The sequence below is a fragment of the Amycolatopsis sp. cmx-11-51 genome (assembly GCF_047608665.1).
Taxonomy (GTDB): Bacteria; Actinomycetota; Actinomycetes; order Mycobacteriales; family Pseudonocardiaceae; genus Amycolatopsis.
Genome location: NZ_JADNQO010000013.1, coordinates 161,149 through 176,391 on the forward strand (window position 1 = coordinate 161,149; position 15,243 = coordinate 176,391).

12 protein-coding genes, 2 tRNA genes and 1 pseudogene are annotated in these 15,243 nt (G+C 64.8%); 11 read left to right on the forward strand and 4 right to left on the reverse strand.

Annotation, left to right across the window (positions count from 1 at the left end):
- The first annotated feature begins 41 nt into the window (after positions 1 to 41).
- The 3 genes from ACM6LU_RS31800 to ACM6LU_RS31810 all read left to right on the forward strand — a co-directional run bounded on the left by ACM6LU_RS31800 (position 42) and on the right by ACM6LU_RS31810 (position 3,217).
- A complete protein-coding gene (locus tag ACM6LU_RS31800; RefSeq protein WP_414941501.1) occupies positions 42 to 812 on the forward strand; it encodes a class I SAM-dependent methyltransferase in 771 nt (256 codons plus the stop codon).
- Positions 809 to 2,137, forward strand: a complete 1,329-nt coding sequence (locus ACM6LU_RS31805) for a M20 family metallopeptidase (RefSeq protein ID WP_414941502.1) — start codon at positions 809 to 811, stop codon at positions 2,135 to 2,137. The genes ACM6LU_RS31800 and ACM6LU_RS31805 overlap by 4 nt, the downstream gene beginning before the upstream one ends.
- 126 nt (positions 2,138 to 2,263) lie before the next feature.
- On the forward strand, positions 2,264 to 3,217 hold the full coding sequence (locus ACM6LU_RS31810; protein ID WP_414941503.1) for a trypsin-like peptidase domain-containing protein: 954 nt from the start codon (positions 2,264 to 2,266) through the stop codon (positions 3,215 to 3,217).
- Positions 3,218 to 3,304: 87 nt separating this feature from the next.
- Here the strand turns inward: ACM6LU_RS31810 and ACM6LU_RS31815 are convergent, their stop codons facing one another.
- Together ACM6LU_RS31815 and ACM6LU_RS31820 are read right to left on the reverse strand one after the other, a co-directional pair.
- Complete coding sequence (locus ACM6LU_RS31815) at positions 3,305 to 3,682, reverse strand: DUF3224 domain-containing protein (protein ID WP_414941504.1); 378 nt, start codon at positions 3,680 to 3,682, stop codon at positions 3,305 to 3,307.
- Positions 3,683 to 3,729: 47 nt separating this feature from the next.
- A complete protein-coding gene (locus tag ACM6LU_RS31820; RefSeq protein ID WP_414941505.1) occupies positions 3,730 to 5,256 on the reverse strand; it encodes a helicase HerA-like domain-containing protein in 1,527 nt (508 codons plus the stop codon).
- A 112-nt stretch (positions 5,257 to 5,368) separates the two neighbouring features.
- Here ACM6LU_RS31820 and orn point away from each other — a divergent pair, with 112 nt between their 5' ends.
- Both orn and ACM6LU_RS31830 read left to right on the forward strand, forming a co-directional pair.
- Positions 5,369 to 5,977: an oligoribonuclease gene (orn, locus tag ACM6LU_RS31825; RefSeq protein ID WP_414941506.1), complete on the forward strand. Its 609-nt coding sequence runs from the start codon at positions 5,369 to 5,371 to the stop codon at positions 5,975 to 5,977.
- 78 nt (positions 5,978 to 6,055) lie between these two features.
- A tRNA-His gene (locus tag ACM6LU_RS31830) sits at positions 6,056 to 6,131 on the forward strand.
- 320 nt (positions 6,132 to 6,451) lie between these two features.
- Here ACM6LU_RS31830 and ACM6LU_RS31835 read toward each other — a convergent pair.
- Positions 6,452 to 7,672, reverse strand: a complete 1,221-nt coding sequence (locus ACM6LU_RS31835; protein WP_414941507.1) for a L,D-transpeptidase — start codon at positions 7,670 to 7,672, stop codon at positions 6,452 to 6,454.
- Between the two features lie 204 nt (positions 7,673 to 7,876).
- Between ACM6LU_RS31835 and ACM6LU_RS31840 the strand changes: the two genes are divergently transcribed.
- Positions 7,877 to 7,949: transfer RNA gene (locus tag ACM6LU_RS31840), tRNA-Lys, on the forward strand.
- A gap of 39 nt (positions 7,950 to 7,988) precedes the next feature.
- Here the strand turns inward: ACM6LU_RS31840 and ACM6LU_RS31845 are convergent.
- Positions 7,989 to 9,155: a tyrosine-type recombinase/integrase gene (locus ACM6LU_RS31845; protein ID WP_414941508.1), complete on the reverse strand. Its 1,167-nt coding sequence runs from the start codon at positions 9,153 to 9,155 to the stop codon at positions 7,989 to 7,991.
- Between the two features lie 330 nt (positions 9,156 to 9,485).
- Between ACM6LU_RS31845 and ACM6LU_RS31850 the strand changes: the two genes are divergently transcribed.
- The 5 genes and pseudogenes from ACM6LU_RS31850 to ACM6LU_RS31870 all read left to right on the forward strand — a co-directional run.
- Positions 9,486 to 10,280 carry a hypothetical protein gene (locus ACM6LU_RS31850; RefSeq protein ID WP_414941509.1) on the forward strand — a complete coding sequence of 265 codons (795 nt, stop codon included), beginning with the start codon at positions 9,486 to 9,488 and terminating at the stop codon, positions 10,278 to 10,280.
- A gap of 561 nt (positions 10,281 to 10,841) precedes the next feature.
- A complete protein-coding gene (locus ACM6LU_RS31855) occupies positions 10,842 to 12,140 on the forward strand; it encodes a DUF4041 domain-containing protein (protein ID WP_414941510.1) in 1,299 nt (432 codons plus the stop codon).
- Positions 12,141 to 12,371: 231 nt separating this feature from the next.
- Positions 12,372 to 12,959, forward strand: coding sequence for a hypothetical protein (locus ACM6LU_RS31860; RefSeq protein ID WP_414941511.1), 588 nt, complete (start codon positions 12,372 to 12,374; stop codon positions 12,957 to 12,959).
- 298 nt (positions 12,960 to 13,257) lie between these two features.
- Positions 13,258 to 14,700: a hypothetical protein gene (locus ACM6LU_RS31865; protein WP_414941512.1), complete on the forward strand. Its 1,443-nt coding sequence runs from the start codon at positions 13,258 to 13,260 to the stop codon at positions 14,698 to 14,700.
- 235 nt (positions 14,701 to 14,935) lie between these two features.
- Positions 14,936 to 15,085 (forward strand): annotated as a pseudogene (locus ACM6LU_RS31870) (transposase); the annotation flags it as partial.
- Positions 15,086 to 15,243 lie beyond the last annotated feature (158 nt).

Below are 15,243 nucleotides of genomic sequence, written 5' to 3' on the forward strand. Positions count from 1 at the left end.
TCATGGCAGATTCTCGGGTGACCACCGTGAAGGGAGCAGTCATGCCGGACCATCGCGAACGTCTCTTGGGCCTGCTGCGGCCGGGTACCACGCCCGCCGAGACAGGGGAAGGTTTTCTCGATCTGGTGGGAGAAATTCCGCAGGCGGGGCCGCCGACCGGCCTCGCGCAGCGGCTCATGCGCACCTCCGCCGTGCCGCTGATCTACGAGCGGTACTGGCGTCCCACGCTGGGCAGGGTCGCGAAGGGACTGAACGGCCCGACCATGGCGGACGAGGTCCGGATCGCGATCGAAGCGCTCGGCCTTCGCCCCGGCCAGGTCGCCCTGGACGTCGCCTGCGGCACCGGCCGGTTCACCCGCGCGTTCGGCGAAGCGGTCGGCCCGGATGGGCTGTCGATCGGGCTCGACGGTTCGGTCACCATGCTGAAGAAGGCACTCGCCGCACCCAACCCCGCTTCGGCGGCCTATCTGCGTGCCGACGCCGTCGATCTGCCGCTCGACGATTCCACTGTGGACGCCCTCTGCTGTTTCGCCGCACTGCACATGTTCGCCGACCCGGACGCGGCACTGGATTCGTTCGCCCGGGTACTGAAACCCGGCGGCTCGCTCGTGATGCTGACCAGCGCCCGGCACAGCGACCAGCCGATGCGGCTGGCCGACACCGTCCTCGGCAGGCTGAGCGGACAGCGGATGTTCGATCGCGGCGAGATCGCGGTGAAACTGTTCCGGCGCGGCTTCGACCACGTGGACGAGCGGTACTCCGGCGTCACGCAGATCGTCACGGGCGAGCTACCGGTTAACATCCGGAAATGATCCGCTCTGAGCACGCTTCGCCGACTCCCCCAGACGACAGCTACCTCCGTTCGCTGGTCGAAGCGACCGCGGACGCCGTCACCGCGGCCGAGCCCCTCGGCTCGCCGCATGATGGCGCGGACTCCGCCACACGGGACGCCGTCGGTGCCGAAATCCGCGCGCTGACGGCGGAATTGGTGGAACTGAGCCGAGACCTGCACGCGCATCCCGAAGAGGGTTTCGCCGAGCACCGCTCGGTTCGCGCGCTCGGGGACCTGCTCCAGCGGCACGGCCACGAGGTGACCATCGGCGCGGGCGGGCTCGACACCGCCTTGGTCGCGAGCACTCCCGGAACCGGCCCGCACATCGCGGTCCTCTCCGAGTACGACGCCCTTCCCGGGCTCGGCCACGGCTGCGGGCACAACGTCATCTGCACCGCCGGCGCGGGCGGGTTCCTCGGTGCGGCGGCGGTCGCCGAACGGCTGGGCGGCCGGGTGTCGCTGATCGGCACACCGGCGGAGGAAGGTGGTGGCGGCAAGGAAACCATGGCCCGCGCGGGCGTTTTCGACGACGTCGACGCCGTGCTCATGCTCCACCCCTTCAGTCACGACATCGCCATGCACCCGTTCCTCGGCAGGCGACAGCTGGAAATGGTGTTCCACGGTGTCGGCGCGCACGCCTCGGCTCAGCCGTTCATGGGGCGCAACGCACTCGACGCCGCCGTCGCCGCGTACCAGGGCGTCGCGGCACTTCGGCAGCATCTGCCCTCCAGCGACCGCGTCCACGGCGTCTTCAGCGACGGTGGCGCACGGCCGAACGTCGTTCCCGAACGGGCGGCGCTGCTGTTCTACCTCCGCTCCGCGCAACCGGAAACGCTGCGCGACCTCGCCGAGCGGGTTTCGGCGATCGCGCGCGGCGCGGCGGAGATGACCGGCTGCGGCGTCGAACTGCTTTGGGACGAGCAGCCCGCGTACCTGCCGATCCGGTTCAACACCACCCTCGCCGGACGCTGGTCGGCGCATCAGGTCGACGCCGGCCGCAAACCGCTGCCGCCGGGGATCGTGCCGGAGTTCCTCACCGGCTCGACCGATCTCGGCAACCTCTCCTACCGGATGCCGGCGATCCACCCGATGATCGCCATCGCCGGGCCGACGACCGCCTTGCACACCAAGGAGTTCGCGGCCGCGGCCGGTTCGCCGGACGGTGATCGCGCGGTCGTCGACGGCGCGCTGGGGCTGGCGATGACCGCCGTCGACTACCTGGCCGACGCGAAACTCCGTGCCGCGGTGCACGAAGAGTTCGAGGCTTCGGGCGGCGCGCTGGACGTACCGGCGTTCTTCGACTGAGAAAACGTCGACACGCTCGAAGTTCTTCCGCTGAGAGGGCATGGGCAGAGTCTCAGCTGATTCTTCTCAGCAAAGCCCAGGGGATTTCCACATGCGATTCACAAGTACGGGCGCGAATCTGGTGCCATGACAGAGAACGAGAGTCGGCCCGGCCCCGCCTCCACCGGTGGGCACCAGCCGCCGCACCAGCAGCATTACCCCGGTCACACCCCTTGGCAGGCCGCGCCGAATCCGCTCTTCACCCAGACGCCGGCCCCGCCGCCCCGTAAGAAGGGCGGCCGGGTCGCCGTCCTCGTCAGTGCGACGGCGCTCGCCGCCGCACTCGTCGGCGGTGTCGGCGGAGCGGCACTCATGGGCATCGACTCCGCTTCGTCGGGGTCCGGCACAGGTTCGTCCTCGGTCGCCAACGGGCAACTGGTCGGGAACAACACTTCGGGTGACGTCAGCGGGGTCGCCGCGAAGGTGACGCCGAGCGTCGTCCAGGTGAACGTGACCACCGCACAGGGTGAGGCTGTCGGCTCCGGCGTCATCCTGACGGCGGACGGGCGCATCGTCACGAACGCCCATGTGGTCAACGACGCCCTAGGCGACGTGACCGTCACGCTTTCGGATGGCAAGCAGTACAAGGCGAGCGTGGTCGGCGCCGACACGAAGGCCGACATCGCCGTCCTCCAAGCGAAGAACGCGAGCGGGTTGACCCCGGCCTCGCTCGGCGACTCGAGCAAGCTCGTCGCGGGACAACAGGTCGTCGCGATCGGCTCGCCCGGCGGACTGCAGAACACCGTGACCACCGGGATCGTGAGCGCGCTGAACCGCGAGCTCGACGAGTTGAGCGGCGGCCAGGACCGGCGCTCGCCCTACAGCAGGACCACGAACGAAAGCGGGCCGAGCTACACCGCGATCCAGACCGACGCCCCGATCAACCAGGGCAACTCGGGAGGGGCGCTGGTGGACGCGCGGGGCAACGTCATCGGCATCAACTCGGCGCTGTACAACCCGGCTTCGACCGGCAGCATCGGCATCGGCTTCGCGATCCCCATCAACGACGCGAAGAAGATCGTCGAGCAGATCGTCGGCTGACCCGGCCGTCTGGACCGCTGTCAGGGGGCGGCCCAGCAGGCACTGTCCGTGAAGGCCTCCTTCGTGCGGGGAGACCTTCACGGACTTTCAGAGTTCGTAGGTGAGGGTGAAAGTGTGGTTGCCTTCGTCGTCCTGGACGATCTCCGCAGTTCCGGTGATACCGGCCAGTTCGCCGTGACCGGAGCCCGGCAAGACGATCAGGCGATGCCCGTTCTCCCCCGCCGAGTGGTGCAGGACGAAGCCACCTTTACGTCCGCCGACGGACACGGCCAGCCGCTCGAAGGCGACGTACGCCGAGGACGTCTCGTTCACCGCCGTGAGCATCTCGACGGCGCTGGTCCCCTCGACGTCACCGGTGAACGTCTTGGTCAGCCGCACTCGCGAGAACTCGGTGTCTTCGGCCTTCTCGGTGCTCTGCGGATCCCAGCCGTCCACGGTGAACGACGCTGTCGCGGTGTTGATCATGACGTCGAGCCTGTCACACATACCTGACAAAACACGTCAGGTATTCCTCACCGCCTCCGGTTCCCGAACAGGCCGCGGGTGATCTCCCGTCCGAGCGCGCTCGCCGCGGAGCGAAGGAACGACTTCACCGCCGGGTTCTTCATCGCCTGCTCGACCATCCCAGGCCCTTCCTTCTCGGGTTTCGGCGCCGGGGGCACTTCCGGCGGAGCCTCACCGGCGGGCGGCGCGGCCACCTTCGCCGCGAGCTTCTCGTAGGCCGACTCGCGGTCGATCGTCTTGGCGTACTTCGCGTGCAGATCCGAAGACGTCGTCGCCGCGGAGATGGCTTCGGCCCCGATGGACCCCATCTTCGACCGCGGCGCGCGAAGGCGGGTCCACGCGACAGGCGTCGGCGCGCCCCGCTCGGAAAGCACCGTGACGATCGCTTCGCCGATACCGAGCGACGTCAGCGCCAAGTCCAGTTCGTAGTGCTCCGTCTTCGGGTACGTCTTCACCGTCTTCGTCAGCGCTGCCTGGTCCTCGGGCGTGAAGGCGCGCAACGCGTGCTGCACCCGAGCGCCCAGCTGGGACAGGACGTTGTTCGGGATGTCCGTCGGGAGCTGCGTACAGAAGAACACGCCGACACCCTTGGAGCGGATCAGCTTCACGGTCTGCTCGATGCGTTCCAGGAACGCCTTCGACGCATCGTGGAACAGCAAGTGTGCTTCGTCGAAGAAAAACACCAGTTTCGGCTTGTCGAGGTCGCCCTCTTCGGGCAGTTCCTCGAACAACTCGGCCAGCAGCCACATGAGGAACGTCGAGAACAGCGCGGGCTTCGACTGGAGGTTGTCCAGCTCCAGCAAGGTCACCATCGCCTTGCCATCGACCTGGCGCATCAGGTCGTGGACGTCCAGCTCGGGCTCGCCGAAGAAGTCCTCACCGCCTTGAGCCTCCAGATTGGACAGCGCCCGGAGGATCACCCCGGCCGTCGCGGTGGAGACGCCGCCGATGCCCTTCAGGTCCCCTTTGCCCTCGTCACTGGTCAGGTGCGTGATGACCGAACGGAGGTCCTTCGAGTCCAGCAGCGCGAGGCCGCGCTGATCGGCCCAATGAAAGATCAGGCCGAGCGTCGACTCTTGGGTTTCGTTGAGCCCCAGCACCTTCGACAGCAGGATCGGGCCGAAACTCGTGATCGTCGCCCGGATCGGCGATCCCTTGCCACCCGTGCCCAGCGACAGGAACTGCACGGGGAACGCGGACGGCTCCCACTGATCACCCAGTTCTTCCACGCGTTCGGCGATCTTGTCGTTGCTCTCGCCCTGCGCCGCGAGCCCCGACAGGTCACCCTTCACGTCCGCCAGCACGACCGGGACTCCAGCGGCCGACAGCTGCTCGGCGATCAGCTGCAAGGTCTTCGTCTTGCCGGTACCGGTCGCTCCCGCGACCAGCCCGTGCCGGTTGAGCGTCGCCAGCGGCAGACGGACCGCGGCACCCGCCTCGGCCTTGCCGTCGATCACGACGGCACCCAACTCGACCGCCGCCCCCTCGCTCACGTAACCCTGCGCGATCTCGTGGGCTGGACCCTGTTCGGCCACTGTCGCTCCCTGGTCTGTGATACGGCTCACCTGAGGGTGCACACGCTGCCAGTTAGCCGCCGAACCCGCACGTCGCGCGCCCCGAATTCCCGGGTCGGGTTAGGGTTCCGGGGTGAACGACCGCCTAGTCTGGATCGACTGCGAAATGACGGGGCTCGACCTCGGCAAGGACGCGTTGATCGAAATAGCCGCGCTGGTGACCGACGCCGAACTCAACGTCCTCGGCGAAGGCGTCGACATCGTCATCCACGCCGACGACGAAACCCTCGACGGCATGCCCGAGGTCGTCCGCGAGATGCACGCCCACTCCGGCCTCACCGAAGAGGTCCGGCGCTCCACGGTCACCATGGAGGAGGCCGAGCGGCGCGTCCTCGAGTACATCCGCGCGCACGTGCCCGAGGCCAACGTCGCCCCGCTCGCCGGCAACTCCATCGCCACCGACCGCGGCTTCATCACCCGCGACATGCCCGCTCTCGACGAGCACCTGCACTACCGCATGGTCGACGTCTCGTCGGTGAAGGAACTCGTCCGGCGCTGGTACCCGCGGATCTACTACGCCAAGCCCGAGAAGGGCCTCGCCCACCGCGCACTCGCCGACATCAAGGAATCCATCGGCGAACTCGACTACTACCGTCGAGTGGCCTTTGTCCCGCAGCCCGGACCGACCACCGAACAGGCCAAGGCCGCTGCCGCTGAAGTGCAGGAACGCCACGAACCGTAACCCGTTGCGAGCCCCGGAAACGGGCACGCTAATATAGTGCGGCCGAGGTGATGGGGAAGCTTCCCGAGCCCGGCGATGGTGGGCGTAGCTCAGTTGGTAGAGCACCTGGTTGTGGTCCAGGAGGTCGCGGGTTCGAAACCCGTCGCTCACCCCATCACCCCAGTCCGGTCGGGTCTCACGGCCTTCATCCGGACTGGGGTTTCGCTTTCCCGGGGCCGCCGGTGACACGGCGTGGCGATCGCGCGGGTTCACGCGCGGAGAATGCCATTGAACGATGGCCGGTCTTGCGGTTTGGGATTCTGCATGCTCGCCGGGGCCTGTTCGGCCTCACCGTCGAACCGAACACCCACGCCGCCGGTGACGCCTGGTCCGATCGCAACCGTGACCGCGGCGCGGCTCACCTCGACCTCCGGAACACCATGAGGGGTCCCTTCAGGACCGATTTCGTCCTAGGGGACCCCTCATGGCGTCGAGTCAGTTGCGGTCGCCGCCGGTCTTCCAGTCGTCCCACGACATCTGCCACACCGACCAGCCGTCGGTCGGCTTCAGTACCTGCGGACCCGAGTTGGCGACCGTGATGATATCGCCCTTCTTCGAAGTGTCCATCAGCCACTTCGCGTTCTCCGTCGACAGGTTGATGCAGCCGTGGCTCACGTTCCGCTTGCCCTGCGATCCGACCGACCACGGCGCCGAGTGGTAGAAGATGCCGCTGTTCGACATCCGCACCGCGTACTTCACGAACGTCCGGTAGCCGGCCTTGCTGTCCGTCGGGACGCCGTAGGTACTCGAGTCCATTGTGTACCCGGTGTGCTCGCTCATCACCGTGTAAGTCCCGGTGGGAGTGCTGCTCGACGGCTTGCCCATCGAGATCGGCATCTGCTTGACTTCTTGGTCGTTCACCACGACCTTCATCTGGTGCGTGCCGCCGTCGGCGGTCGCGACCAGTTTGTCGCCGACGACCACCTTGGCGGGCTTGTCCTCGCGACCGAAGGTGTTGTTGCCCAGGTTCTTGCCGTAGATGGCCGCGTTGACCGAGATCTTCGTGCCCGGCTTGAAGTACTCCTTGGGCCGCCACATCACGGTCTTCTCACCGAACCAATGGAAAGCGCCCTCGGCCGGCGGCTCGGTCACGATCTTAAGCGCCTTCTCGGTCGCCGCCTTGTCCGGCACGTTGCCGGTGAAGCTGAAGATCAACGGCAGGCCGACGCCGACCGTCTCACCTTCGACCAGGTTGATCGAGACACCGATCTGACGGCCCGCCTTGGCCGTGGAGAACGTCGAGGTCGCGGTGACCGGCTTGCCGTCGGTGCCGGTCGCGGCGGCGGTGACGGTGTAGCTCTTGCCGTAGCCGAGCGGTTCCGACGACTCCCAGCCCGAACCGTCCTCCTTCGGCTTGCCCGCGACGACCTTGCCATCGGTGCCGGCCAGCTTGACCTCGCCCACCTTGCCGTCGGCGACGGCGACGGACACCGGCTCGCCGGGCGCCACGTCCGCCGCGCCCTGCGCCGGAGTCAGCGTCATCGCGGCGGGCTTCGGAGCCGGAGCGGCCTCACCGCTCTGCTGGGAACCACCGGGAGTACCACCCGGAGACGGCGATTCACCCGACGGTGTACTACTGCACGCCGCGAGTGTGAACCCGACCACCACAGCCACCAACGCCACCCGCGACCGCCCCGTCGCTCCCCAGACCCTCATGCACACCGCCCGTTTCGCGTGGTACCAACCCCTACGTCTGGCTATAGTCTGCCTGACCGGCCGCAACGCTCGCGGCCGGATGGCCGAATCCGTCCCCGTGACGCCCACGGCGGCCGGAGGGGACCCCCTGAAACGGGCCCCAGCAACCCTGTGTTAATGTTTTCCACGTCGCCGAGGGGAACACCAAAGCGGCGGAACAAGCAGGCGCCATTAGCTCAATTGGCAGAGCAGCTGGCTCTTAACCAGCGGGTTCGGGGTTCGAGTCCCTGATGGCGCACAGTTAGAAATCAAAGCCCACCAACGATTTCCCCTCACTTCAGGGATGCCGTTGGTGGGCTTTGTTGGTGTGTGAGCCCAAGGTGGGGCCACCGTGAGGCCGTTCGAGTGCCTCTCCTCGATAGATGAGGCGCGGACCTCGGCCGCTGCCCTGACTTCGTTGTTGTCGACTGCGAGTGGCGCGCGACCTGCAGATCTTCTGACCCCGTTCGTAGCCGGCGCGACGAATAAGGCTCGCGGTCGCTTCGGCGCTGGCACGAGCGAGCGACGGGAGCACGCTGGTGTAGGTGTCGGCCGTCAGGACGATACTGGCGTGGCCCAGCAGCGCTTGCACCGTCTTCAGGTCGTTCCCCGCGGCCAGCGACAGCGTGGCTGCACCGTGCCGGAGGTCGTGGAACCGTACCGGCGGCAGTCCAGACTTGGTGACAAGCCGACTGAACGCGTGCGACACGTAACTCGGACTCCAGTGCTGCCCATTGTCATGCGCGAAAACCCAGCCATCCGGAGCTCCTCCGCCCGTCTGGAGCTGAGAGGCACGCAGCCGAGTCAGTAGAGCTATCGTGCTTCGGTCCAGGGACACCGTGCGGCCACTGGCCGTGGTCTTGGGCAGGCACACCACCGCTTGGCCGTCTCGCTCTTGAATCTGATGAGTCACCGTCAAGGTCGCCTCGTTCAAATCGAGGTCGCACCAGCGCAGGCCAAGGGCCTCGCCACGCCGCAGCCCGGTCAAGGCCGCGACGTGGAACAAGGGATGCAGCGGGTGCTGCCCGGTGAACTGGAGAAACGCCGCGGTCTGTTCAGCCGTCGACACCGCCAGCGGTGGACGTTCCCCGGTCGCCCGCCACACCGCCACCCGCGCCTCCGTCCACACCACCGGACGCGGCCGCTGCGGCGAGGGCAATTCCACCCACCGCGCTGGATTGCTCGTGATCAACCCACGCCGGATGGCCCCGTTCAACGCAGCACGCAGCACCTCCCGCATCCGCTGCACCGTCGCCGCCGACAACGGCCGCACCCGCGTCGCATTCGCGCGCAGCAGACCGGTGAACATCGCCTGCACCCGCCCGATCGTCAGCTCCGCCAGCACCACGTTCCCAAGACGAGGCTTCAAGTAGTCACGAACGAGCTGGGTGTAGATCGTCCGAGTCGCCGGACGGATCGTGTGACGAGTCGCCAGCCAGATGTCCAGCCACTGCCCCACCGTCACCAGACTCAGATCAGGATCAACATCCTCGCCCCGCCAATACCGCCGAGCCTGTGTAGCCGCCGCCCGTGAGGTGAATCCGCCGCGCCGCAGCCTGCACCGCCCACCATCCCTGCGCCCTGGCAACTCCACCGTGAAATACCAGCTACCGTGCCCCCGCACCGCCAGCTGCGGACACCGAGGACCACACCGACGTCCTGTCTCCTGGTCGACACACCCACACCGCTTCCACACACCACGCTCACCCATCACGACTCCCTGACGCTGATCGATTCCGTCAGACCAGGATGCGCTCATCTTGAGCCGATGGCGAAATCCGAGTAGTAACGTCCTATGGCTGCACTCCACAGTGATCCAGACCTAGCGCAGCAACTACTTGCTCAGCTTGAGTGGGTCGAACTGCACCTGAAAAACCATGCGAACCTCGTCGGCGGCGGCGAAACCGATCCCGGAACAAGTGATTGGTGGGCCAGCGCGACCGTACGCGTCCTGCCGGACGAGGACGAGGCCGACGGCATCAACCCCTGGCACGAAATCGAAGGCACGGCACTCTCGACGAAACGACTCGACGAGGAAGCTCTCGACGTCACGATATTCGAAGCCAACGGGTTAACCGTCGACCTCCAGCACGTCAAAAACATCCACGTCGCACTCGATGCCCGCAGCGAAGACTACGCCAAATTCATCCCCCTCTTCGGCAGCCGCGATCAATTCGGCTTCGTCACACTCCGGGATGACCTCGAAGACGAGGTCGACTCGCTCGGCAGCCACGTCTTCATCATCGACCGAGTGCAGCTCGCACCGGCCTGGCGCGGCCTCGGCGGAGTCGGACGGCTACTCACCGCCCGCCTGCTCCGCTGGGTCTGCGCCGACCCGCGCCTCGTCGCTGTACTGCCGTTCCCCATCGACCTCGACCGCGCCCTGCTCGAAGACGACTCGGCCTTCGAACCAGCACTCGAAAAAGTACGCCGCACCTGGGCAGCACTCGGATTCCAACCCGCCATCGATCAGCTGTGGATCATGGATCCCGCCATCGGAACACATCACAACGCCGTCACCCAAATCGAACAGTCCCTCGGACTCAGTAACGAACTGGGTAAAGAGGCGCATCACGTGCCCGAAATGTAGCAGTCCGCCGTGCTGGTTGATGAACAACGAACACCTGCCACTTCGATCGCAGGCGAACGACGCCTTGCAAGAGGCCACGGCGGCGCTGCCGCATACCTCCGTTGACTTCATCGTGCGAGACGCGGTTGCTAACGTCGGCGCATTTGCCGACGAGAGTTGCAGCTTCCACACACAACCGGTCCAAACCGTGTAACACACGCTCACGAAACCGCGACTTCTGCGGTGATCAGGAACAGCGGAGGTAGTGGTATGGGATATAGATTCAATCCGCCACCGAACTGGCCGGCAGTCCCCTCCGGATGGACGCCTCCGCCCGGCTGGCAGCCACCCGCCGACTGGCCCGCACCGCCGAAATTCTGGCAACTGTGGACACTTGATCCCGAGCCACGGTCTCAAACAGCGCCCGTCCAAGCAGGACCGGGCCCCGCAGCATCGAGCAAGCCTGGATTTTTCGGCTCCCGAAAACGGGTTCGAGAACTCGTAGCCGAACTCAGCACGGAGACCGCCAAGTTCCAACAAGCGGCATCCCAAGTTCGCGAACTCGGTACACACAACGCTACGTTGAGCGCGAAACTGGCGGACCTCAACGCCAAGTACGCTGAGCTCCGCGGCAAGGACGCGCTGGAGGCAGAGCGAGAAATCCGGCAGATGCGCCAGACTATCGCCGAACTCGGGCAAGAGGCACAGAAACAACGAGGCGCCCAGGCACAGAGCCAGAAGGACGCCGCGGCACAACTGGCCTCGATCCGACGGCAGACCGACGACGCGGCAATCAAGCTCAAGTCACTGCACGGCCAAATCGTCGAGACTGAAGAAATCACGCTGCTCCAGGAGGCCGGAATCTACGAGTTTCGGCACCGGCTTGCCGACGCCGTAGCCTACAAGGCCGCCCTGCAGCGTCTCAAGGATTCCATCAAGATCTCCGCAAAGAACAACCATGCGATCACCGCGACCACAGACTGGACCGTGAACGGTTCCACCGTCGAAGGCCAGCGCATGGTCAGAGACTTTTCCAAGCTCATGCTGCGCGCCTACAACGCCGAAGCCGACAACTGCGTGAGATCCATGCGCCCCTACCGCCTTGACTCCGCCAAAGACCGTCTGACCAAGACCCGCGAGGTCATCTCCCGCCTCGGCAAAACCATGAACATCAACATCTCCCCCAGCTATCACAAGCTGCGCATCCAAGAACTCGAACTCACCGCCGACCACCTCGCGAAGGTCGAAGAAGACAAGGAGCGCATCCGAGCCGAACGGGAACGTCAACGGGACGAACAGCAGGCTCAGCGGGAGTTCGAACGTGAGAAAGCGAGACTGACCAAGGAAGAGGCACACTGGCGAAACGCCCTGCAGAAGTGGGCCACATCCGGCGACGAGCAGCAGGCCGACGCGGCACGGGCGAAGCTGGACGAGATCGGTGACGCAATCAGAGGGGTCGAGGAGCGCGAAGCGAACATCCGCACCGGGTGGGTCTACGTGATCTCCAACGTGGGATCTTTCGGCGACAGCGTTGTCAAGATCGGATTGACCCGGCGGCTCGATCCACTCGAACGCGTGCGCGAGCTCGGCGACGCCTCGGTTCCGTTCAGGTTCGATGTCCACGCCACGATCTTCGACGCCGACGCTGTGAGCCTGGAAACGCGGCTACACCAGCACCTCGCCGACCGGCGCGTCAACCGGGTCAACCTCCGGCGCGAGTTCTTCTACGCCACCCCGCCTGAGATCCTCGCGATCCTCGAAGACCTGGGCCTGAAGGACAACCTCCTCGACTACGTCGAGGAGCCGGAAGCACAGGAATGGCGTTCCAGCCAGCAGTTGGCCCGCGACACCCACGCACCAGCCATCTCCGCACCGTCGTAGCCAGCAACTACCCGACAGCGTTGTCGAGTGCGCCTAAACGTCAATCCCACATTTCGCACCTCGACCTTGCGTTTCCCAACCAGCCACCCGCGCGAAATAGCCGACGGACACAACTACCGGACCAGAAATTCCGGGACGCTTCGGAACGCGGACGTCGCCTCCTCATATCACGCGGAAGAGTTGGCTCGCCTACTTCTAGCTCATAGTCAAGCTCAGTTTACCCTGACGCCCATGACAAGCATGGTTTCTCCATGGGTCACGGTCGCGCTCGGTGTGCTGACGGTGCTTGGCACGCTCGGCGGCGCCTTGGGTGGGCAGTTCATCGCCGCTAGAACGGCCGAAAAGACCGCTAACAGGGCGATAGCGAATGACGAACTGCGATGGACCCGCGATCAGGAACGTCATCGCGACGACCGGACACACGACCTGTTGAAGCACTGGAGCGAACAGCGCTTCGAAGCGTATTCCCAGTGCCTCACAGCGTTCGAGACCTGGCTGGACGTCCTGAAGGACGAGCTCGACGAACTGCGCGCCGCCGATGGCGATGACGCACTAGGCTTGCGCAACAAAGCAGCACATGCCGCCGTCAGGGAGGCTGTCGATCGCGTCCACGTTATCGGCTCCGACGACTCCATCCAGGCAGCGCTGATGACCTACCGGGACTTCCATCGATATCACCACCGAATCGACATCGGCAACGAATCTGGCTGGATGCCAGACGAACCTGCCATGCTCCGGGAACAGTTCGAGGCGGTCCTCGATACCTTCAAGGCCATGCGAACAACCTTTCGGCGCGACTTTGGCTTCGGGAGCAGTTAGCGGGCTGCCCGGAGAGCATCGGCAGGCTCCTCAGTGTGCTGCCCGCCGACTATCTATCTCCAGTGCGGTTCTGGTCATGTAGCTCGCTAGGAACACGACCACCGAGACGACGCTGCGGCATGGTTGAAGCGCCCCAGCGGCACCTCAACCGGCCGCGCCACTCTTGTTACCGTCAGCTGAGTCGATATCTGGGTCGTTCCTAACCTTAGCCAAATCTGATTTGACGTGTGCGGAAATATGTACCGGGAAGGTAGTCATGTTCCAATCGAATCTAGATCGGGATCATAGGTAGCACGAGATGGCGCAGAGCAGTAATAAGACCAAACCCTGGTTAAGAGCTGCGGAGGCACGGCGCGAACGGGAGCGGACCCAAGCACGGGAAGAGGCTGCGCAGTTCTCCGCGCTTGGGGTCGCGCTCGACGCGAGATGCGCTGAGCTCGGACTCAAGCTGACTCCGTGGGGAGACGACACCTTGGGGGCGCCCAACCTCCGTCCAAACCGACAGCTGCAGCGCGCCCTGCACCTGAGCGACGGTGCCGGTGAGATGGAAATGCCTCTTCGTCTTAGCTCACTCGGGATAGTGAGGCAGCTGACCACCGACCTCTCCAGTGATCTCATGCTCTTGCCCGAACACGCGGGGATCATCCAAGTAAGCAGGGGATACATCGAGGCGATCATCGAGGACGTCCACACCCGTTCCGGAGGAGGACTTCGCCCATCCACCTACTACATCGATCAACACCTGTTCGCCTCGCAGGATGGTGTCTTCAGACGGGGGCCAGGCGAGATCACCTTCGCGCCTACCGAAGAGGGAATCGCCGTGGAGATCTCACGCCCAAGCGCCCTCTTTACTGCGTTAGAGGCCCGGCTATCGGCTCCGTCCCCTTACGGTGACGACTGGCCCGAGCTCGTGACGATAAAGATCTCTGGCGCCAAGCTCCATGACCGGGTTCATGGCCACGCCGTGCTCAAGGCGGTGGCCAACTCGTGCTCGATTGGGCTTGAGGCTCGGTTCGGCAGAGGTTTCGTTCTGTCCCCCCGGTTCGACTGGGACGGATTCTGGGAGCGCGGTGGGGCGCGTTCTGTCCAACGATCCCGCCCAGAAGCCGCTCGGCAGCCCTTGCCGCTCATGCTGAACGAGTACACGAGCAATGCCCTGAGCTACTATTGGGATGCAAGAAAGCTGGAGAGCACTCCGATCCACGCGTACAACGCCTACTACAAGGTTCTGGAGTATCACTTCCAGCGGTACGCGGTGGAAAGCGGGATCAGGCTGCTTCGCAAGCAAATGAGGGATCCACGTATCGACCTCGCGGACGATCATGACGCAGCTGCGTTGCTAGCGGCAGTCCAAGATCAGGTCCGGAAGCGGAACTCCAAGGAAGAACTCTTAGCCATGACCCTGGCAATCTGCATAGAACCCCATGACATGGCCAAGTTCATCGCCTCCGACGTCGCGCTATCGCGCCACCTGGCCCGCAGAGACGTCCTGGCCGGTGTTCCCGCCATCCCCAAGGCAACCAGACGCGACGAGCTCGTGAAACGGGTGGCTGAACGTCTCTCCAAACTCCGCAACCAAACCGTACATGCAGAGGGCGACATCGAAGACGGCCGGAACCTCTTGCTCGTCCCCGGAACTTCCGCTGCCTTGAGTGTCAGCGAGGACGTGAAACTTATCCGGCACTGTGCTTTAACAGTGATGATCGCAAGTTCACGACCACTCGACGTGGAGCGGCTCTAAAGCAGACCTATCTATTGGGCAGGCTTGTAGCCGTTGATGCAGGTCACTATCGGCTACCTATACTGCTTGTCCTTCGCAGGTAAGGTTAGGGTCGGGTCCAAACGGTGGATGCGCGGGTTTCACATAGCGGTGCGGTAAAGGCTGTTGAGGTCAGGCAGTCCGACCTGGGGACTGCCCAGGGTTTGGTTGACACCTGATCTGTGAGGCTTCGGCCTTGCTTGGAAGGATGTCACTCGTGCCTAAGCCTTATCCTCGTGAGTTTCATGACGACGTTGTTGCGGTCGCCCGTCAGGGGCAGGTCCCGTTGAAGCAGGTCGCGAAGGATTTCGGGATCTCCGAGTCGTGTCTGGCGAACTGGTTGCGTGCCGCGGACGTCGAGGACGGCACACGACCTGGTGTGACCCGGGATGAGTCCGGGGCGTGTCACGGTAACCGTGTAAGCCAGAGGTGTACCAAGATCGACTTGCTGGTTTAGCGGTCGGAAGGGACACTGAGTGACACAGGACATATCGTCTCGTCGGGGTGATGAGGCGGCATCGCGGC

Coding starts and splice junctions, on each gene's coding strand:
- ACM6LU_RS31815 (WP_414941504.1), bottom strand. CDS start 3,682: ATGATCAACACCGCGACAGCGTCGTTCACCGTGGACGGCTGGGATCCG.
- ACM6LU_RS31865 (WP_414941512.1), top strand. CDS start 13,258: ATGGCGCAGAGCAGTAATAAGACCAAACCCTGGTTAAGAGCTGCGGAG.
- ACM6LU_RS31805 (WP_414941502.1), top strand. CDS start 809: ATGATCCGCTCTGAGCACGCTTCGCCGACTCCCCCAGACGACAGCTAC.
- ACM6LU_RS31810 (WP_414941503.1), top strand. CDS start 2,264: ATGACAGAGAACGAGAGTCGGCCCGGCCCCGCCTCCACCGGTGGGCAC.
- ACM6LU_RS31850 (WP_414941509.1), top strand. CDS start 9,486: ATGGCTGCACTCCACAGTGATCCAGACCTAGCGCAGCAACTACTTGCT.
- ACM6LU_RS31800 (WP_414941501.1), top strand. CDS start 42: ATGCCGGACCATCGCGAACGTCTCTTGGGCCTGCTGCGGCCGGGTACC.
- ACM6LU_RS31860 (WP_414941511.1), top strand. CDS start 12,372: ATGACAAGCATGGTTTCTCCATGGGTCACGGTCGCGCTCGGTGTGCTG.
- ACM6LU_RS31835 (WP_414941507.1), bottom strand. CDS start 7,672: ATGAGGGTCTGGGGAGCGACGGGGCGGTCGCGGGTGGCGTTGGTGGCT.